This is a genomic window from Moraxella sp. CTOTU48268, from assembly GCF_032069585.1.
Lineage (GTDB): Bacteria > Pseudomonadota > Gammaproteobacteria > Pseudomonadales > Moraxellaceae > Faucicola > Faucicola cinerea.
The window spans coordinates 1-20,340 of sequence record NZ_DAMALV010000001.1 but is presented as its reverse complement, the minus strand read 5'-3'; the positions used below and the strand labels follow the sequence as shown (position 1 = coordinate 20,340).

Here is a 20,340-nt window from a genome sequence, read left to right as displayed (position 1 = left end):
GATAAGCAGTTTGTCTGACCCTCCCTCATTGACGGTCAGGATCAATTTCAACCAAATCAATAGGCTGGGTATGCAGCGAACCGTCTTGAATCGCGGTTTGTAGCGGATACTTGATGCGATCTTCGGCGATGATTTGTCGCGACACATGTTGAATCAACTGACGTAACCAACGATGCGCAGGGTGATGCTGTAATAGTGGCGACCATGCCATCGTCAATTCAAACTCTGGAATAAAAAATGGCGGCTCTTTAATTACGATATCATCATTATTTGCCTGCATGCGCGCCACCCGAGTCGGTAGTGTAGCAATTAAATCTTTATTGGCGGTGAGCATGGCAGGCATTTGATAATGACGGGTAAAGACACTGATTTGACGTTTTTGACCGAGGCGTTGTAACGCCGCATCAATCGAGCCAAGTCCACCAGATTTTTCGGGATTGACTCCAAAACCGACACCCATGCCTGTTTTAGAGACCCAAACGTGCTGAGCTTTAAGATAATTTTTTAGGTTAAAGCGATTGACATACGGACTATCAGCCGACAACAGGCAACTAAAAGTATCACGCCAAATCAGCACTTGGTGAAAGCTTTGCGGTACCTCGTTAAAACGATTAATCGCCAAATCAACCCGACCTTGCTCCATATCTCGATAGGAGACATCTGAGGGCGTCAAAAAGTCCAAAATCACGTTCGGTGCTTCACTGCGCAGCGCTTTAACTAGCCTAGGCACCAGCGTCGCTTCGGCATAATCTGACGTCATAATCCGAAATACACGACTTGAGGTATAAGGACGAAACTCAGTACGCGGCTCTAATAGCTGGGTTAAATCCGCTAACAATTCGCGTACGCGCGGCTGTAATTCAAGCGCCCGCTCTGTCGGTGTCATGCCTTCAGATGAGCGAATCAACAAGGGATCATTAAACAACTTACGCAAACGACGTAAAATATTACTCATGGCGGGCTGGGTAATGCCGAGTTGCTCAGAGGCTCTGGTGACGTTTTTCTCTCGAAGTAACACATCAAGATGCACCAACAGGTTCAAATCCACACGTTGTAAATCCATAAATTACTGTTTGTCTAGTTAAAAGTTAAGAAAAAAAGGCTAAAACCGCTAGTTTTAACAGGGCTAAAACCTAGCAATAAAACTTAAGTTATTGATTGTATTATACTATATTTTAAATAAATACTAAAGATACGAATCATTAAATAGCTAAATTATGAATTAAAGGGTATAGTGCATTCATTCCATTATTTAAGCCAACTTAAAGCTTTATTAGGGCCAAAATAGAATTTTTAATTTTAACAGACTATTTAATATCACTGTCAGAAATATCACGTATTTTGTTAAAAAAATTGTTAGGCTATTTTGGATATGTAGTTTGTGTCTTAAACATTATTCATATTTTCGGTGTTTAACACTTGCTAAATACTGGCTTATTTAAGACTTTTGCTATTATCACAATACAACAATCATCCTAAGTTTTTTTATCCCACCGTCCTCAACAGGAGACTGCTATGTCAACTTACGTTTCAGCGATTGACCATATCCGCGAACTAAAAGCCAAATATGGTAACTGGAAAAACATCAGCGAAAATGATGCTGCGCGTTTGGTTATCCAAAACCGTTTCAAGACAGGTTTAGAAATCGCTCAATACACTGCCGACATCATGCGTCGTGATATGGCAGCTTATGATGCTGACAAATCAAAATACACCCAGTCTCTTGGTGCATGGCATGGCTTTATCGGTCAACAAACCATGTATGCGGTAAAAAAATACTTCGGTACTACTGAACGTAAATATATCTACCTTTCAGGTTGGATGGTTGCTGCGCTTCGCTCAGAATTTGGTCCACTACCTGACCAATCTATGCACGAAAAAACCGCTGTGCCAAAATTGATCGAAGAAATCTACACTTTCTTACGTCAAGCGGACGAAAAAGTATTAAACGATTACTTCCGTGAATTAAATGCGGCGCAAGAAGCAGGTCAAGACACTAAAGCTATCTTAGACAAAATCAACAACTTTGAATCACACATCGTGCCAATCATCGCTGACATCGACGCAGGTTTTGGTAACGAAGAAGCAACTTACTTGCTCACCAAACAAATGATCCAAGCCGGTGCTTGTGCTATCCAAGTTGAAAACCAAGTATCAGATGCTAAACAATGTGGTCACCAAGATGGTAAAGTTACCGTACCACACGAAGACTTCATCTCAAAACTTAACGCGATTCGTTATGCGTTCTTAGAGCTTGGCATTGACAACGGTATCATCGTTGCCCGTACTGACTCTGAAGGTGCATCATTAACGCAAAAACTTCCTGTGTCACGTGAGCCAGGCGACCTTGCTTCACAATACTTAGACTTCCTAGAAGTTGAAGAAGTGACTTTGGAAAATGCAAGCGAGTACGATGTTTTATTAAAACGTGATGGCAAATTGGTTCGCCCAACTCGTATGCCAAACGGCTTGTACTCATTCCGCGAAGGCACCAACATTGACCGCGTGGTACTTGACTGTGTGACTGCCCTTGAAAACGGTGCTGATCTACTGTGGATTGAAACACCAACGCCAGACGTTGCTCACATCAAATCAATGACTGACCGTATCGTTGCGCAAGTGCCAGATGCTAAACTGGTTTACAACAACAGCCCATCATTCAACTGGACACTCAACTTCCGTAAACAAGTCATCGCAAAATGGGAAAAAGAAGGCAAAGACATCTCAGCTTACGACAAAGCAAACTTAATGTCTGCTGACTACGACAACACTGAGTTGAATACCGCTGCTGATGAACTAGCGCGTACCTTCCAAGCTGATGCGTCACGTGAAGCCTGTGTATTCCACCACTTGATCACCTTACCTACTTTCCACACGGCGGCATTAAGTACGCACCAGTTGGCAAAAGGTTACTTCGGTGACAAAGGTATGCTAGCTTACGTTGAAGAAGTACAACGTAAAGAACTTCGCGAAGGCGTTGCAGCAGTTAAGCACCAAGCCATGGCTGGTTCTGACATCGGTGATGACCACAAAGAAATCTTCTCGGGTGAGAACGCATTGAAAGCGGGCGGCGCCAAAAACACTGCCAACCAATTTGGTCACTAATGCTTCATTGACTGATTGATTAATTAACAAAAACACCTCACGGCATGTGGGGTGTTTTTTTATGAGCGGATAAAATTAAATGGTTTGCATAATTTCTTGGTAGCGAAGTTGGAATTTTTTGATAAAATCAATGGTGGTCTGAATACCCATAAACAAAATAATATACGGGTTTAAACTATTTTCGTTCGACAGCTCAACCGCTTTATCACTTGGATATTCACTGATAAGTAACATGTCTTGCTGGCGCTGGGCTTGGATATCCGCAAGTTGTTGCTCAAAGTTTGGCTCTGCTAGTACATAACTACTGGAATCATAGGATTTGATATCACTTAAATATTGAATACAAATCGACTCCAAATCTGCCCAGCGATAAGTTTCGGTTTCACGTACCAAATTCTCAATACTATTGACCAATTCATCCAAGGCTTGATAATAGTACCAAATCAAAGGCTTACGCGGGTCATCGGTCAAGCGCGCCGAGGCATTAAATAAATGCTGTAAATTAGTAAATTCTAACGTTTCGGGAATAGGCTCATGAATACCAATAAGCTGCTGGGGGACTTTGGCGTCAGGGGTGCTGGGCAAATCAGGCGAGCTAGTTAAATTAGCGCGACCCTCACAGTCAGATTGCGCCACCGGGGTTTGCTCTGATTCTATGCCCAACAGTTGATTAACCCGGTTTAGATAAGTATTCATGTTAAGCGTAATCAAACTATCATGACTGTGCAGGCGCGCAAAGGCATAAGAGATTTCTTTTCTTGCTTCATAGGCGTCCATCAGATTGCTCATGTTTTCTTCACGCTGATAGGTAATCGCATTTAAAAACAAACCTGCGGATACCACCCCAATGGTGGCTTCAATCATCACAAACGCCCGCGTAAAGGTGTTGGTTGGTGTGATATCGCCAAACCCGGTGGTGGTCACCGTGATGGTACTAAAATACATGGCTTCCAAAAAGCCCACGTTTTCATGGTTAAACTGCATATTTGGCAAGGTACTGTACAAAAAGCCAAATAGCGGAATCAGCGTCAAATAGATAGTGCCATACACAGCAGGCGGCAACGAAAAAATATCATCGCGCACGATAGGTTTGGCAAGCTTATTGAGGGTAAAGGTTTGCGGCGTGTTACGGGTTGATATGGTTGGTTTAGGGGACTTTTGCGCAAGTGGTTTCATAAGCTGCCTGATTTTTTTTGCTTTAGACTAGCATAGCCATCCAAAAAGAAACATAGTATTGTAGTAACCCCTGATGGACGATAGGGTAAAAGAATCAAAGCAAAAAAATTGCCGCTATTGGGATAAAAATGTAAAAAAACCAACTTGCTTGTTATCGAATCAAAGAAAACTAGGCAGATAAGGGATGAAAACCCAGTTATCCTAGTGGGTGACGCCAAACGTATCAATCATGCCATCGCTATTCATCGCTTGAGTAGTGTTGAATTAGGGTTGCAATAAACACAACCCTATTAAAGCCAGTAAAAAAGTTACGGCCACTATCAATTGGCTAGATTAACTTGTTATGCGTTATGAGAAGTCTAAAAATAAGCAGTGTAACATTAGTGCTGACCCAGCAAATCCTTTTTCATCTCAAGTGATATAGGATTATCGCCTAACCAAGCACGAAGAATAGCTTGGTCAAAGCCTTCTTCTTTGATATAAGGAAGATCGCCAACCTCATCATAATTTAAGCGGACGCCATGCTCTGGCGAAAACTCAATGGTAAACATTGCCCCTTCTTTGATGGTGTTGGTTTTGAACAACTCACCGAACACGTCATCAATCACTGAGGCGATTTTCTGATATTCTTTAGCGCTACTATTCGCTCTAATGCCGTCTTTGAAGGCGTTTTCCAGTAACGAGCCTTTGATATTGCGGCGAGACACCATGCGCAATTGCTTGGCATAGCGTGAAGTAATAGCTGTTTCGGCATCTTCAGTCATTTCACCCAAGTATAGGGCAATATCATAGATACCAATCATAAATTTACTGCGAATGCTCATACCGTTTCGCACGCAGATTTGACCATCTAGTTTTAGGGTAGGGGGAAATAGGGTTTCAAGATCGTTGGTTTTTCCTTTAAATAAAATCATCCTAGCATCCTTATCGTTCCTTGACGTTTTTTGTCCCTGGATAATGTCGCAATATCCTTATCTCGTTTCATTGTGTAAATATTAGGCCAACATGTAAAGTATTATCAATGAACATCAAGTCACAGAGTGATGAGCGGTTAAAAAAAGGGTTAGACGACAATGTACTAACCCTCACCGCTAACCTTATGCCTGTAACAGACTTATACTTGTAACAAACTTAGGCTTGCAACATCGGTTTTAAGAATCGCCCTGTGTGTGAGCGCGCGTTTTGCGCCACCTCCTCTGGCGTGCCCTCGGCAATAATCTCACCACCGCCCGAACCGCCCTCAGGACCCAAATCGACAATCCAGTCGGCTGTCTTAATCACATCGAGATTATGCTCAATCACCACCACGGTATTGCCTCGGTCACGTAGCGTATGCAAGATGTCTAAGAGCTTGGCGATATCATGGAAATGCAAACCTGTCGTCGGCTCATCGAGTACATACAAAGTCTGACCGGTATCACGTTTGGACAGCTCTTTGGCAAGTTTCACCCGTTGCGCCTCACCACCCGATAAGGTTGGTGCAGACTGACCCAAGCGAATATAACCCAAGCCGACTTCTTGTAAGGCTTGCAAACGGCGATAAATTGCCGGAATCGCCTCAAAAAATTCTGCCGCATCTTCCACCGTCATATCGAGCACGTCATTGATGTTTTTGCCCTTGTAGGTGATTTCAAGGGTTTCACGGTTGTAGCGTTTGCCTTGACAGGCATCGCAAGGCACATACATATCAGGCAAAAAGTGCATCTCAACCTTAATCAAGCCATCGCCTTGGCAGGTTTCACAGCGCCCGCCTTTCACGTTAAAGCTAAAGCGCCCTGCTTGATAGCCACGAGCTTTGGACTCGGGTACTTGGGCGAATAGGTCACGAATCGGACTAAATACCCCCGTGTAAGTCGCAGGATTGGAGCGAGGGGTACGCCCAATCGGGCTTTGGTCGATATCGACGACTTTATCTAAATGTTCTAGCCCAGTGATACTGTCAAACTCTTCGGCAACATGCGTGGTAGCGTTATTGAGCTGTGTGGTCGCTAGTGGCAATAAGGTGCGGTTGATTAAGGTCGATTTACCCGAACCCGACACGCCTGTGATGGCTGTAAATACACCAATCGGCAAGTTTAAGGTCACGTTTTTAAGGTTGTTACCTTTTGCCCCTGTCAAGGTCAGCATCAAGGGTTTGGCTTCGACTTTACCTTTTTTGGCTTTTTCTTTTTTCTCGCTTTCCGCTTTTTTCGCTTGGTTTTTGGTTAAGGGAATGGCGGAGTCTTGCATTTTTTCATATTTATCGTCATTGGCGATTTTGGCTCGGTGACGCACGGTTGGCACTGCGATTTTCTTTTTGCCCGATAAATATTGACCCGTTAATGATTCGGGATTTTTGGCAATGTCTTTTGCCGTCCCTTCTGCAATGATACTGCCACCATGCACACCAGCACCCACACCCACATCGATGATATGGTCGGCTAGGCGAATGGCATCCTCGTCATGCTCGACGACAATCACGGTATTGCCCAAATCTCTGAGCCGAGTCAACGTTTGCAGCAAGCGATCATTGTCACGTTGGTGCAAGCCGATTGATGGCTCGTCGAGTACATACATCACGCCCATCAAGCCTGCCCCGATTTGGCTAGCAAGGCGTATCCGCTGAGCTTCACCGCCCGATAGGGTTTCGGCAGAGCGGGCAAGGGTGAGATAATCCAAGCCCACACTCACCAAAAATTCCAAGCGCTCACGGATTTCTTTGATGATTTTGGCGGCGATTTCGCCCTTTGCACCTTCAAGTTTCAATTGCTCGTAATACGCCATCGCTTCGCCAATCGATAGCTTGACCATTTCGGCAACGGTACGGTCGCTGACTTCGACATGGCGAGCGATTTCGTTTAAGCGTGAGCCGTGACAGGCATCGCAGGTGGCATCGGCAAGGTATTTGGCAAGCTCGTCTCGCACGATGTTGCTTTGCGTGGTGCGGTAACGGCGTTCCATATACGGCAACACCCCTTCAAATGGCACGGTTTTGGTGGATTTGCGCCCGCGTTCATCGACAAAGTTAAAAGTCATTTTGTCTTTACCAGAGCCGTGTAAAATGACATCTTTATGCTTTTTATCCAGTTGTTGCCAAGGCGCTTCCATATCAATGCCATAATGCTCGGCAACGGTGGTCAGCAAGCCAAAATAATAGGCGTGGCGTTTATCCCAGCCTTGAATCGCCCCTTGGTTGAGCGATTTTTCAGGATGCCCGATGATTTTTTCGGCAGCAAAATATTGGCGTTTGCCCAAGCCATCACACACGGGACACGCGCCATAGGGGTTGTTAAAACTAAACAATTTTGGTTCAAGCTCAGCAACCGAGCGATCGCAGACAGGGCAGCTATGTTTGGCGGACAAAATTTTATCCTCAAACTCAGCATCCATGTCATGCAAGATGGCAATGTCGCTACCGAGTCGCAAGGCGGTCTCCAAGCTTTCGGCAACCCGATTTCCCAAGTCATCCCGCACTTTGAAGCGGTCAACCACCACATCAATGGTGTGTTTAAAGGTTTTGGCAAGCGGTGGCACATCGTCAATATCATAAATTTCGCCATCGACTCGCAGCCGTACAAAGCCTTGCCCTTTTAGCTGTTCCATCAACTGGATATGCTCGCCTTTGCGGTCATCGACGACGCGCGCGAGAATCATCAGCTTGGTGTCTTCAGGCAATGCCATGACGGTATCGACCATTTCGGTGACGGTTTGCGCGACCATCGGCAGGTGGTGTTCTGGGCACATGGGCGTACCGACACGGGCATACAGCAGACGCAAATAGTCATAAATCTCGGTAATGGTACCCACCGTGGAGCGGGGGTTATGGTTGGTGGATTTTTGCTCGATGGCGATGGCAGGTGATAGCCCTTCGATACTATCGACTTCGGGCTTTTCCATTTGTGATAAAAACTGGCGAGCGTACGCCGATAGGCTCTCGACGTAGCGGCGTTGTCCTTCGGCGTATAGGGTGTCAAAGGCTAGGCTAGACTTGCCCGAGCCTGATAAGCCTGTGATGACGACAAGTTTATCACGGGGAATGTCAATATCGATGTTTTTGAGATTGTGGGTACGAGCTCCACGGATTTTGATTGCTTCGTGCTGTGCCATGTTGTGCTTCTTATTGTGTGTTTTTGAGTGGGAAATTTGGGTAAAAAGATGGGGTTTTAATGGGGGTAAATATTTATGCGTTCAAGTTGTTAATAATAAAAACGATATTGAATAACGCATAATTATGATTCATACTAAAAAATCCCTGCTTTCTATTAAGAAATAAAAGGAATCCTTATAAATGGAAATTTTTCAAATAAATTCTAATCCATCTTTTGAATTTGGTTTTTTAGATAATCTTGATGATAGTTCAATTGTTTCGGATGTCAGGATGCTTTTATTGCAATTAGAAAATACTTTTATTGATGCTAATTTATCTTATGGTTTATTTAATGCTGAATATCATAAGCAAAGGATAAATGACAATGATTCAAGTATTCCAAGAAAATATTCACATAGACTAATTTTTATATACGCAAAAAATTTTGTGCAAGCTCTAGATAATTTTCAAAGAGCTCTAAAAACATTAACTACATATAAAACCTTGCCAAAAGAAATATCTAAACTTGAAAATAAACTTCTTGAATTTTTTCCAGATTTAAGAGGTGTAAGAAACTCTATGCAACATATGGAAGATAGAATAAGAGGTTTAGACAGTAAAAATAAACCATTAACATTACAACCAATAAATGATGGCATTATCGCTCCTAATGGGGCTTATGCTTTTGATAACTTACACGATACAAAATTTAAAACTACAATGTCCAATGGATATTACGGTGAAATAGATATTTCTAGACAATCAATGATAAACTTACAAGAAATAATAAATAGCGTATTTGATTTGTTTAAATAGTTTTTTAGAATTTATTAATTTAAAAAATCGCTTAACCGAGCGATTTTTTATTTTTTATAAAACCCTTAAACCTTGCTATACTTGATTGAATCAAGGAAAAAGAAAATTTGTGACTGCAAAATTTGAGACAATAACATGGCAACGTTAACCCAAGAACAAACCGACTTCTTAAAAAGCCACCATATCCCAATGGACAAAACCTTTGACGCCAGCGGACTATCGAGCAAAGAATACAAAGCCAAAATGAAAGAAAACGGCGCGCTCGTTGCTTATGGTGTACCGCCCTGTCCAAAAGGTCACACCCTCAAAAACAAACAAGCCAACTGCCTACAATGCAACCCCCAAGCCATCGCATCGCTCAAACGCCAAGCCACCCCAGGTGAGGTGTATATCGCCGTCTCACCCAGTCAGCTACTTGCCAAAATCAGCCTCGTTGAAGACGCGAGCGATATCATCCAGCAATTAAATAACGAAAATCATGCCGAAATCAACGATTGGGCATTAGCGATGACAGGTCGCACCGAATCCATCGGACAAATGGAAAACCATTTGCAGCAGCGCCTTGCCGATTACCAAGTACCTAGAAAACTCACTGCCGATGGCAAAACCACCAAAGCCTCTGGCGTGTACGACGTCGATGTACATGACGCGCTTGAAGTAATTAATGAAATGCATTTTACCCTAAGCGAAATTGATAACGCCGTGATGGATGATTTTCACGCGCGCTATAGCGATAAACAGCTTCGCGAGCAGCAGCAAACTGAGCAGTTAGCCATCGAAGAGGCAGCACGTAAACAGGCAGAACTTGCCGAACAAGCGCGACAAAAACAGGCTAAGCTTGAAGAACAGCGCCAACTACAACAACAAGCCAAACAGCAAAAATTGGCACAAAAACAACAACGCCAACAGCAACTTGAAGCCAAAAAAGCGCAAAAACAGCAAAAAATCGCCAACCAAGTGACGCATAGCCCGTTAGAGGGCGCGCTAGTAGCTACCCCAAAATCCTCATCTATCAGGCAATCACCGCAAGGATTTTTTGACAATCAAAAAAATGTGATGTGGCTGATAATTGCTATCGCAGTAATTTTAGCCATCATGGTAACCGCTTACGCAATGCTAAAATAATGGGGCCGAAACGATAAAGCCAAAATAATGGGGCTAAAATAATTTTTATTGCCAATAAATTCTCTGTGATAAAAATTAGGCATATAATAAGCCGTTTTTGGCAATATTTTGTGAGCCACCATGTCAGTAAAACCCACGTCAGTAAAACCAACGTCGAGAAATATAAGTCACAACTCCTCCATGAATACATCCGAAAAGAAAGCGATTGCCGGGTTGGGCGGTATCTTTGCCTTGCGCATGCTCGGACTATTCATGATTGTGCCTGTGTTTGCAGTGTATGGGACACAATATGCACACGCCACACCGTTTTTGATTGGATTGGCGATTGGTATCTATGGCTTAGGGCAGGCGATTTTTCAGATTCCCATGAGTTTTTTGGCGGACAAATATCCGCGTAAACCGATTATCATTGCAGGGTTATTGGTGTTTGCGCTCGGGGGAGCCATTTGTGCCTTATCAACAGACATCTATATGGTGATATTGGGGCGTTTGATTGCAGGCAGTGGGGCAGTTTCAGCGGTGGTGATGGCACTACTCGCGGATGTGACCCGTGAAGAGCATCGCACCAAAGCGATGGCAACCATGGGGCTGACCATTGCCATGTCGGTGATGGTCGCATTTGGGCTCGGTCCGATTTTGACGCATGTGCTCGATATCTCAGGCTTGTTTTGGGTGACAGTGGCGTCCGCTATTTTTGCCATTGGCTTACTGTGGATTGTGCCCACCCCAAATCGGGTACTAAAGCACAATCTCAATAATCACTCAGTTAAAGCACAGTTTGCTGAAGTATTAAAAATTGCCGATATTAACCGGTTGCATTTGGCGATTTTTGCGCTGCATCTGTCAATGACAGCGATGTTTACCTTATTGCCACACCAGTTTCATGATGTGCTGGGCTTGACGGTAGCACAGCAAGGTTTTGTGTATTTGCCGCTACTGTTATTGGGTTTTATCATTGCGGTTCCATTGATTATCATCGCAGAAAAGAAACGGCAAATGCGCGCTGTGTTTTTGGCGTCTTTAGCGACCTTGGTGGCGGGATTGGTATTTTTAGCGGTGGCTAGTCAAACCATTGTAGGTTTAATTATTGGGCTTGCGGTTTATTACATCGGTTTTAATAGCCTTGAGGCGACCATTCCGTCTTGGATTTCCAAACGCGCGCCCGTTGCCAACAAAGCGACGGCAATGGGTATTAACTCATCTGCACAGTTTTTGGGTGCTTTTGTGGGCGGTGCCATGGGCGGTATTTTGCTGACCAAACCGATGTGGTTGTCATGGACGGTTCTCGCCATCGTGACCGTCATTGCGTTATTGTTTATCTTGCCGATTGCATCCCCACCGTATTTGACCAGCCTAACGATTACCCTGCCAACAGGTATTGACACGACTGCGTGGTCACAGCAAATTTTGGCGATTGACGGCGTGGATGAGATAGTGATGATGCCAAAAGAAAACATTGCTTATCTCAAACTGGATAAAGAAAAATTGACCGATGACACGCGACAGCATTTGTCACATCTTACCGGTCAGACGCTAGCAATTTGATGCAAAGTTTAGTAAAGTAATGGCATTGTACTTGCGCTAAATCTGCAAAGATTTGGCTAAAAATACTATAGCGTTATTGAGAAATTCATTAAGAAAGTTATCAAAAAAATCATCAAGGAAATTCTATGCGCGGCGTAAACAAAGTAATTATTGTAGGCAACCTTGGTTCAGATCCTGAAGTCAAACAATTTGCCAATGGCGGTAGCGTGACGCGTATCGCCGTGGCAACAAGTGAGCAGTGGAACGACAAACAAACAGGTGAGCGCCGTGAGCAAACCGAATGGCACCGTATTTCATTGTTTAATAAACTCGGTGAAATTGCGGCGCAATACTTGCGTAAAGGTAGCCAAGTCTATATCGAAGGTAGCCTTCGCACCAGTAAATACACCGACCAAAATGGCGTAGAGCGTTATGCCACAGAGATTCGTGCCGACCAAATGCAAATGCTTGGCACAGCAGGCGGCGTTCAAGGCGGTATTCCTAATAACAACACTGCAAGCACAACCTACCAAAACCAGCAGCCCCAAGGTGGTTATAATCAAGTTGGCTATAACCAAGGTGGCAACCAAGTGCCCAATCATTTTGGCGGCTATCCAAACCAAAATAATGCCCAAACTAATAACCAAGCTGCGCCACAAGCGGCTCAAAATGCAGGATTTAGCAATAACCCATTTATGAATGGCAACCAAGCGCCACAAGGGGCAAATACAGCAAATAATCAGCCTGCCCAAAATCCCCAACAAAATCCAGCCATGGCAATGCCAAAACCAGGCGCAGTTGATGATGATATCCCGTTCTAGACTTTAATTTTTACTAGGTTTAAAAAAAATCCTTGCACAGTCATACTGTCGCAAGGATTTTTTATGCCGTTTTTTCTGATCCTAGCCTGCTAGTAAGGTGCAGGATTTAAGGTACGAGGTTTAAGGCGCAGGGTTAGGATATAAGGTCTGCACCGCTTCGATATCAGCCAATACTTCTTGGGACAATACCAAGTCTACGGACGCGATATTGCTGGCTAGCTGCTCAATGGTGGTTGCCCCAATGATGTTGGCTGTCACAAACGAGCGGCTATTGACAAACGCCAGTGCCATTTGTGCCATATCTAGATTATGTTTTTTGGCGACCTCGGCATAGGCTTGGGTGGCTTGTTGCGCTTGCTCATTCAAATAACGGGTAAAATGGCTATAAAGGCTCAAGCGACTGTTGGCAGGCTTGTTACCTCCCAAATATTTGCCTGATAACACCCCAAATGCTAGCGGTGAGTAGGCAAGTAGCCCAATTTGCTCGCGGTGACTGATTTCTGCCAGTCCCACTTCATACAAGCGATTAAGTAAACTATACGGATTTTGTATGGTGATAGGTCTAGCAAGCCCATGTTTATCGGCTTCTGCTAAGTAGCGCATGACGCCCCAAGGGGTATCATTAGATAACCCATAAGCGCGGATTCGACCTTTGCTGATTTCATCATTGAGTGCTTCGATGGTTTCCAAAAATGGCGTCAATTCTTTGGTGTCTTGCTGCGCCATACTTTCTGTATAGCCGCGTTGACCAAAAAAGTTGGTCTGACGCTCTGGCCAGTGTAGCTGATAAATATCGATATGGTCGGTTTGCAAGCGCTGTAAATTGCTATCTAATGCCGCACGAATGGTTTTTTTATCAAACTTGGTATTGCCATCACGCAAAAAGTCATTGCGAGAGATTTTACTCGCCAATATGACATCATTTCTTTTGCCTGTCTTGGCAAACCAGCTACCCATAAAGCGCTCGGTATCACCCTGTTTGTCTTTATCAGGGGGTGACGGATACATCTCTGCGGTATCCCAAAAGTTCACACCTTGGGCAAGGGCATAATCCATTTGTTCATGGGCATCCTGCTCGCTGTTTTGCTGTCCCCAGGTCATGGTGCCTAAGCAAATTTTGGAGACGCTATCGCCCAGTTGAGGCAATGTATCAAATTGCATGCTATTTTCCTTGTGTTTTGCATTATAGTTTTAACCAGCTTGGTGAGGTGATTGTAGCAAACTCATGGTGATAAAGTCGGTTGCAAATTGTAGTGAGTATGGCAGGTAGCCGCAATAAACAGTGCGCCCAAAATAAGCCTGACAAAATTTTGATTTTTTATGGATTGACATTACAACGCAATAAAAATCAGTTATGATAAAGCGTTTCATTTTAGTTAGAAAAATATTCGAGTGTTGGCGCAGAGTCGGTTCAAAATTTTGCGCTAATGGCAATTTTTATCCTGCATGAATTATTTGATCGTTGATTAATCTGCTTGTGGATTGCGTCACTTTATCTGTGTCAAAAATATTGGTGTCAAAAATCATTGTAAAAAGGTATTCAAGTTTGGCAAGTGTCAATTCATTACGTCCGACAAAACTATGGTGGCTGGTAGGTCTAGTTTTGCTTTGCTTAAGCTTGTTGATTCAGCTACCTGCAGCGTGGTTGCTGCAAAAATTTGCCCCAAACAACCCTTACTTGCAGCAAATATCGGGCAACCTTTGGCAAGGTCAAGCCAATTGGCAAATCAATGCGCGCCCCAATACGCCGCTAGCGGGTAGTGTCGATTGGCGCTGGCAGCCGTGGCATTTATTGATGGGAAAACTGGGTATGGCGGTCGATATCCGCTCTGGTAAAACCGACTTGCAAGGGGTGGTCAAATTCAATAAAACCAGCTGGCAAGCCAATGATTTCAACGGCAAAATCAGCCCTGACACATTGGCGCAGTTAGTCAGCTGGCAATTACCCGACACACCGATTACCATCAAAGAAGTGTCGATTGAAAAAAATAAGCAAGGCTATCAAACCGCCAAAGGCAGTATGAATTGGGCAGGCGGTGATTTGGGGTATCCCACAGGCGGCAAAACCTACCTCATCAAACTCCCGACCATGCAAGGCAACTTAAGCGCGGATAAAGCAAGTGTGCAGCCAGTAGCCAACGCTAATGGTATTAATAGCAACAAGGCAGCGCAAGGTAAAAGCTTGCATTTAGCCCTTACTACACCGCAAGCCGAGCGTCTAGGGGATTTTTATCTTGACCAAGATAATATGATAGATGTGTCATTGACCCAGCGGCTGCTCAAAAATATGCCAGCGTACCAAGGCAAAGGGGCTGATGACAGTGTGGTGGTGTCCATTCGCCAACCTTTGACCAGTATGGGTAATTAGAGACGTAGCGATGATAGCAGATATGATAAAAGCCAACCAGCGCACCTCGTTGAGCCGTAAAACAACGACTGGTAAATTTGTGCCGATGGCGGTGGTAGAAAAACTGTATCCTTGGTTGCTATTGGCAGCTATTTTTTGGTTGGTGTGGCAATTAAGCCAAGCGATTTGGCTGGTGGTTGCACCGCCCAAAGCCCCCGCACTCACCCCACTCCCCTTACAGCCGAACTTGGTCACGCAATCTGCCAATACTAATGCGTTAGATTTTTTTGCGCAGCCAACTGCCCCGCAAGCACCGGCAGCGACACCCCCAGATATTAAAGTGGTGGGCGTGACCATTGCCACCCCAGAGAGTCAATCGTATGCAATTTTGACCGCCAATGGTAAAACCTTAAGCTATCGTATCAACGACATGATTGATGGCAGTGGTTATAAATTGGTCAAAGTCGCAGCCGATTTTGTAATGGTGGCAGATGCCAGCGGCCAAACCAGTAAAGTGCCATTTGGGCAACCATTTTTTCTTGACCAAAGCGAGGCTATCAGAGCCAAAACGCAAGCCAACGGTGCGGCAGGCGTGGGTAACGGCTCAAATATGGGACACACCCCCACACCGAGCTTAGGCGGAGCTGCGCCACAAGCGATTGGCGGCGCGCCAGTGGCTACAGGCGATCCCCATGATCGAGAGGATTCTGCGCCCACTATGGCGACGTCAAATGGTGCCAATACCTCGCCAAGCGGTGCAACCTCAGCCATTGGCGGGGCGATTCAAGGACTTCAGCAAAATGCCTCGGGGTATCTAAGCCAAATGGGTGTGGCAGCGACAGGGCAAGGCTATTTGGTGACCGATGCGATGTCCGCAGGACTAAAAAATCGACTGGGGCTACAAACAGGGGATAAAGTCCTCTCCGTCAATGGACAAAACGTGGGTCAAAACCCAACGCAAGATGCCCAGCTACTACGTCAAGTGCAACAAGCAGGGCAAGCGCAAATTCAAGTTCAGCGCGGCGACCAAGTCGTGACAGTACGCCAGTCATTTTGATAAAAGATAGTAAAAAGTTACAGACGTCATGGCTACGTGAGACACAAGCCGGTGACATGTGTTAAAAATTGATAAGGTAAATTATGAAATACCCAACCATGCTAAAGCCACTATTTTTGAGCACGACACTGGCTATGAGTATCAGTTTGCTTAGCAGTGGTCTGTCAGCTGCCCATGCAGCCACTGGCTATAAAGTGCATTTGCAAGACGCTGATATCAAGGCGTTTATCGACCAAATTGCCACCATCACGCAAAAGAACTTTGTGCTAGACCCACGTATTAATGGCAATGTGACGGTAATTTCAAATAAACCCTTATCCCGTCAAGAAGTGTATGACTTGTTTTTAGCCGTGATGAAAGTCAATGGCATTGTAGCGATTGATCGCGGGCTGACCACAGAGCTGGTCCCTGATACCGTTGCCAAGCAAGCAGGGGTGGATGTGGACTTGCGGGGTAATACTGCAGGTAGCCAAATGGCGACCCGCATCTATTATCTCACCAACACTAATGCCAATGATATCTTAAACGTCATCCGTCCGATGATGCCGCCGTACGCCAATGCCGCTGTGGTGCCAAATGTCAATGCGATTATCCTCTCTGACCGCGCCGACAGCCTCAATCAATACGCAAAATTGATTAGCGATCTTGATAGCAATATGAATGACAAGCTGACCATTATTCCACTGCGTCATGTAGATGCCAAGCGCATGATGGATTTATTAAGCTCACTGACAGGTACGGGCGGTGGTACAGCGCCAGCTGCTGCGGGTCAATCAGGACAACCTGCTGTGGCATCAACCGGTGGCAGCCTGATCAATATCATTGCTGACCCGATTTCTGATAGGCTGCTCGTCAAAGGTAGTGCCGAGATGACAGCCAAAGTACAGCGAATGGTAGAGCAGTTAGACACCGTGCCGACGCAGCGCTTAAGTGGGCTTCGCGTGTTTCGTCTAAAATATGCCAGTGCCACCCATATTGCAGAAATGCTACGCGGACTGCTTGCCTATCAATCCATCAATAGCTCAGGTGACCAAACCACCTTGCAAGCAAGCTCAATGTTTCAATCTAGTAGCGATACCAGTAATAACAGCGCAGCGACCACCACCAATACTGCAGCGTCACCGACAGGCTCACCGCTTAATACCTCGTCCACTAGCAACACAACGACTGCACAAAACAGCGGCTATCAAGGTAGACCTTTTAGTATTATCGCTGACCAAACCCAGAACTCCGTCATCGTCAATGCCAACCCAGAGTTAATGGTAGAAATCGAAAACGCTATTAATGAGCTAGATACCCGCCGTGACCAAGTGTTGATTCAAGCAGCGATTATGGAAATCTCAGGCAATGATACCCAACAACTTGGCGTACAATGGGCAATGGGCAACGCCAATAGCGGCGTAGGGGTGATTAACTTTAATAACATCGGTGCCTCTGCAGTAGGTCTGGCATCTGAGATATTAAGCAAAACCCCAGGTACGGCGGCAGCCTCCGTGGCAGGCGCGCTGTTGGGGATTGGTACTAGTAAAACCGATAGCAACGGGAATCGTGAGTTTTATGGTGCGATTTTGCAAGCCATCAATAAAACCAACAATGCCAATCTGTTATCCATGCCCTCTATTTTGACGTTGGATAACGAAAAAGCCAATATTTTGGTAGGGCAGAACGTGCCATTTGTGACCGGCTCTTATACCACGGCAAGTAACTCATCAACCACGCCATTTCAGACCGTGAGCCGTCAAGATGTCGGTATCAATCTTAATGTCATTCCGCATATTGGTGATAATGGTTCAGTGCGACTTGAGATTTCGCAGGAAGTGTCCTCCATTGTCGACGGTACCCTCAATAACGTGAGCGGTGTCGTCACCAACAAGAATTTAATCAAAACCACCATTTTAGCGGATGACCAACAAACCGTGGCATTGGGTGGGTTGATGCGTGATAACAGCACCTATGGCCAGCAAAAAGTCCCAGGATTGGGTGATGCGCCGATTCTTGGTAATTTATTTCGCTCAAAAAGCAAAAACTCGGACAAAACCAATCTCATTGTATTTTTACAGCCGACCATTTTGCGTAATGGTAGCGCGGTGGCAAGTGTGACCGAAAAAAGCTTAGACGGTATTCGTACCATGCAACTGGTAATTGATAAAAACGGTACGCTAAAACAAATCCCACTTAATATCAGCGCCATGTTCCCCAATACTAGTACGGTGCAAAATGGCGTCAAATTGCCAACAGATGATTTGGTTACCCCAGCCGAGCAAAGCTTATCAAACACGCCAAGAGTGTATGCCAATGGTGTCGATATCGTCACGCCCGTGTCATCAAACGCGTCTCGCACAGGCAGTTCATCGACCACAACCGTGAGTCGGCCAGCGAGCAATACCGTTACCCAATCTACAGGGCAGGGCGCAAAAATGGCTCAAACGCCTGTGGTAATTGCGACGCCGCCTGCGGTGCAGACCATCACCGTGACAAATCCCTAAAAATGTCCCATAATGCCAAGCATAATGATACTATTAAATACCCCTTAGGAGTAGGAGACTTGCATGGATAATCATCAAACTAATGCAGTGAATACGATGAACCTCACCGACAACTCACAAGGCACTTCATGGCAACTCATTGGACTGTCACCAGCGTTGGCGGATTTAACCATTGATATTGATAAGAGTTTAAGCATCGGGCGTAGCGATAGCAATGATTTGGTATTAGCAACCTCACAAATCTCTCGCCAACACGCCAAAATTAACCGTATTGGTGAGCAGTTGTATGTGCAAGACCTAGGCTCAAGCAATGGTACCTTTGTCAATGGTGAGCGCATCAGTACAGACGCCCATGCTTTGCAAGCCACCGATGAACTTGCCTTTGCTGACTTGGTATTTTTGGTGGTAAATGCCCCAGTCGACGCACTGGATGGTGATAGTTTTCTCAATAGTTTACAAGATATTGAGAATTTCACACCCACCACTGACATTCATGCCCAAACTGAGTTGGCTAAATCGGTTGAGCCCATATCACCGAACGCTGCAGCCAACGCCGCGCCTGTGATAGATGTCGTTACCACGCAAGATTTTTTACCTAGCGAGCAGATGAGCAACACTCACGTCGAACAATCCGTACCCTCTACACCGACAACCACAGTCGATGTAGCAAGCGCTGGCAATCCACCATCGCCGATAGTTGATACACCGGATCAGCCGCCTGTTGTCACCGAGGCAGTAGCAGTATCATCACAGCCCGTTGTGTCACCCACTCAGCCAGCGCAACCATTGCCAGTTAGCACAGTAGAAGCTGATGCAATCAAACCTGCGGCAAAGAAAAACGCCACAGTCGCGATAATAATCGTGGTAATTATTGCGCTGATTATTGCATCCGTGTTGTTGATGTATTAGGGTTTAGGTAGCAAATAAGCGGTGCAAAGCGCCTAAAATGCGGATTTGAATCAGTAAATTTACGTTTTAGCAAAAAAAATGAAAAAAAACTAAAAAAACGCTTGCAAGATTAAAAATATTTGCTAAAATGCTCACCACTTTCAAGCGATACGCCGGCTTAGCTCAGTTGGTAGAGCAACTGACTTGTAATCAGTAGGTCGCCAGTTCGACTCCGGCAGCCGGCACCATCCTTTAACACATCGTGTTAAGCGTACCTTGAAAGACAACTATGGTGGGGTTCCCGAGCGGTCAAAGGGGACGGACTGTAAATCCGTTGCGAGAGCTTCGAAGGTTCGAATCCTTCCCCCACCACCATTTGCCTGCTATTGTTATCTGAATATTCCCTAATCACGTTAACAGTAAGTCCAGTATGCTTGGGCGGGTCGCATTGCGGGTGTAGTTTAGTGGTAGAACCTCAGCCTTCCAAGCTGATGGTGCGGGTTCGATTCCCGCCACCCGCTCCATTATTCTAAACCAAAGTTTTGCTCATATAGCTCAGAGGTAGAGCACTCCCTTGGTAAGGGAGAGGTCCCGAGTTCAACTCTCGGTATGAGCTCCAGTTTTATAGAAAATACATTGATAGAAACCAAAAAAATAGTTGAGGCAGCACAGAGGTGTTGCCTTTTGTTTTAGCAATAACAAAAAAGTTTGACCATAAAGATGAAGGCTATGGAAAAAACTTGAAATTTATGTTAAATTTGCTATTTTAGTGACCTAGCAACACTCAAATTGGCAACACCAGTACTGGCAATACAGATACACCAGTTGGTTTATAGCTTTGAGCTAGGGTATTGCTAACAGTTTAACAATGATCAGAGGATTAAATTATGGCAAAGGCCAAGTTTGAACGTACTAAACCACACGTTAAC

At 45.0% G+C, this 20,340-nt stretch carries 14 protein-coding genes and 4 tRNA genes; 13 read left to right on the top strand and 5 right to left on the bottom strand.

Features of this window, described 5'->3' with window-relative positions; all coding sequences use genetic code 11:
• Nucleotides 1-25: 25 nt before the first annotated feature.
• On the bottom strand, nucleotides 26-1,063 hold the full coding sequence (locus RT143_RS00090; RefSeq protein ID WP_062333830.1) for a LysR family transcriptional regulator: 1,038 nt from the start codon (nucleotides 1,061-1,063) through the stop codon (nucleotides 26-28).
• A gap of 452 nt (nucleotides 1,064-1,515) precedes the next feature.
• Between RT143_RS00090 and RT143_RS00085 the strand changes: the two genes are divergently transcribed.
• Nucleotides 1,516-3,105, top strand: a complete 1,590-nt coding sequence (locus tag RT143_RS00085; RefSeq protein ID WP_096488512.1) for an isocitrate lyase — start codon at nucleotides 1,516-1,518, stop codon at nucleotides 3,103-3,105.
• Nucleotides 3,106-3,180: 75 nt separating this feature from the next.
• Here RT143_RS00085 and RT143_RS00080 read toward each other — a convergent pair whose 3' ends face one another.
• The 3 genes from RT143_RS00080 to uvrA all read right to left on the bottom strand — a co-directional run bounded on the left by RT143_RS00080 (nucleotide 3,181) and on the right by uvrA (nucleotide 8,367).
• On the bottom strand, nucleotides 3,181-4,281 hold the full coding sequence (locus RT143_RS00080; protein WP_313090237.1) for a potassium channel family protein: 1,101 nt from the start codon (nucleotides 4,279-4,281) through the stop codon (nucleotides 3,181-3,183).
• A gap of 380 nt (nucleotides 4,282-4,661) precedes the next feature.
• Nucleotides 4,662-5,195, bottom strand: a complete 534-nt coding sequence (locus RT143_RS00075) for a chalcone isomerase family protein (protein WP_313090234.1) — start codon at nucleotides 5,193-5,195, stop codon at nucleotides 4,662-4,664.
• A 217-nt stretch (nucleotides 5,196-5,412) separates the two neighbouring features.
• Complete coding sequence (uvrA, locus tag RT143_RS00070) at nucleotides 5,413-8,367, bottom strand: excinuclease ABC subunit UvrA (RefSeq protein ID WP_313090233.1); 2,955 nt, start codon at nucleotides 8,365-8,367, stop codon at nucleotides 5,413-5,415.
• A gap of 181 nt (nucleotides 8,368-8,548) precedes the next feature.
• Between uvrA and RT143_RS00065 the strand changes: the two genes are divergently transcribed.
• The 4 genes from RT143_RS00065 (at nucleotide 8,549) to ssb (ending at nucleotide 12,633) form a co-directional block, all read left to right on the top strand.
• Nucleotides 8,549-9,163, top strand: a complete 615-nt coding sequence (locus tag RT143_RS00065) for a hypothetical protein (protein WP_313090231.1) — start codon at nucleotides 8,549-8,551, stop codon at nucleotides 9,161-9,163.
• A gap of 135 nt (nucleotides 9,164-9,298) precedes the next feature.
• Nucleotides 9,299-10,288, top strand: a complete 990-nt coding sequence (locus RT143_RS00060) for a hypothetical protein (RefSeq protein WP_313090230.1) — start codon at nucleotides 9,299-9,301, stop codon at nucleotides 10,286-10,288.
• Nucleotides 10,289-10,468: 180 nt separating this feature from the next.
• A complete protein-coding gene (locus RT143_RS00055) occupies nucleotides 10,469-11,833 on the top strand; it encodes an MFS transporter (RefSeq protein WP_239741529.1) in 1,365 nt (454 codons plus the stop codon).
• Between the two features lie 125 nt (nucleotides 11,834-11,958).
• Nucleotides 11,959-12,633 (top strand): single-stranded DNA-binding protein, encoded by a 675-nt coding sequence (ssb, locus tag RT143_RS00050; RefSeq protein ID WP_313090229.1) that lies wholly within the window; start codon nucleotides 11,959-11,961, stop codon nucleotides 12,631-12,633.
• 120 nt (nucleotides 12,634-12,753) lie between these two features.
• Here ssb and RT143_RS00045 read toward each other — a convergent pair whose 3' ends face one another.
• A complete protein-coding gene (locus RT143_RS00045; RefSeq protein WP_313090227.1) occupies nucleotides 12,754-13,794 on the bottom strand; it encodes an NADP(H)-dependent aldo-keto reductase in 1,041 nt (346 codons plus the stop codon).
• Nucleotides 13,795-14,179: 385 nt separating this feature from the next.
• Between RT143_RS00045 and gspN the strand changes: the two genes are divergently transcribed.
• The 8 genes from gspN (at nucleotide 14,180) to RT143_RS00005 (ending at nucleotide 20,030) form a co-directional block, all read left to right on the top strand.
• Complete coding sequence (gene gspN / locus RT143_RS00040; RefSeq protein WP_313090225.1) at nucleotides 14,180-15,001, top strand: type II secretion system protein N; 822 nt, start codon at nucleotides 14,180-14,182, stop codon at nucleotides 14,999-15,001.
• A gap of 22 nt (nucleotides 15,002-15,023) precedes the next feature.
• Nucleotides 15,024-16,037 carry a type II secretion system protein N gene (locus tag RT143_RS00035; RefSeq protein WP_313090224.1) on the top strand — a complete coding sequence of 338 codons (1,014 nt, stop codon included), beginning with the start codon at nucleotides 15,024-15,026 and terminating at the stop codon, nucleotides 16,035-16,037.
• Nucleotides 16,038-16,120: 83 nt separating this feature from the next.
• Nucleotides 16,121-18,523: a type II secretion system secretin GspD gene (gspD, locus tag RT143_RS00030; protein WP_313090221.1), complete on the top strand. Its 2,403-nt coding sequence runs from the start codon at nucleotides 16,121-16,123 to the stop codon at nucleotides 18,521-18,523.
• A 63-nt stretch (nucleotides 18,524-18,586) separates the two neighbouring features.
• The gene (locus RT143_RS00025) at nucleotides 18,587-19,432 is read left to right on the top strand and encodes an FHA domain-containing protein (RefSeq protein WP_313090220.1); all 846 of its coding nucleotides are present in this window, start codon (nucleotides 18,587-18,589) and stop codon (nucleotides 19,430-19,432) included.
• 151 nt (nucleotides 19,433-19,583) lie between these two features.
• A tRNA-Thr gene (locus tag RT143_RS00020) sits at nucleotides 19,584-19,659 on the top strand.
• 43 nt (nucleotides 19,660-19,702) lie between these two features.
• Nucleotides 19,703-19,786: transfer RNA gene (locus RT143_RS00015), tRNA-Tyr, on the top strand.
• A 75-nt stretch (nucleotides 19,787-19,861) separates the two neighbouring features.
• Nucleotides 19,862-19,935 (top strand) — tRNA-Gly (locus RT143_RS00010).
• Between the two features lie 20 nt (nucleotides 19,936-19,955).
• Nucleotides 19,956-20,030, top strand: a tRNA-Thr gene (locus RT143_RS00005).
• Nucleotides 20,031-20,340: the final 310 nt, after the last annotated feature.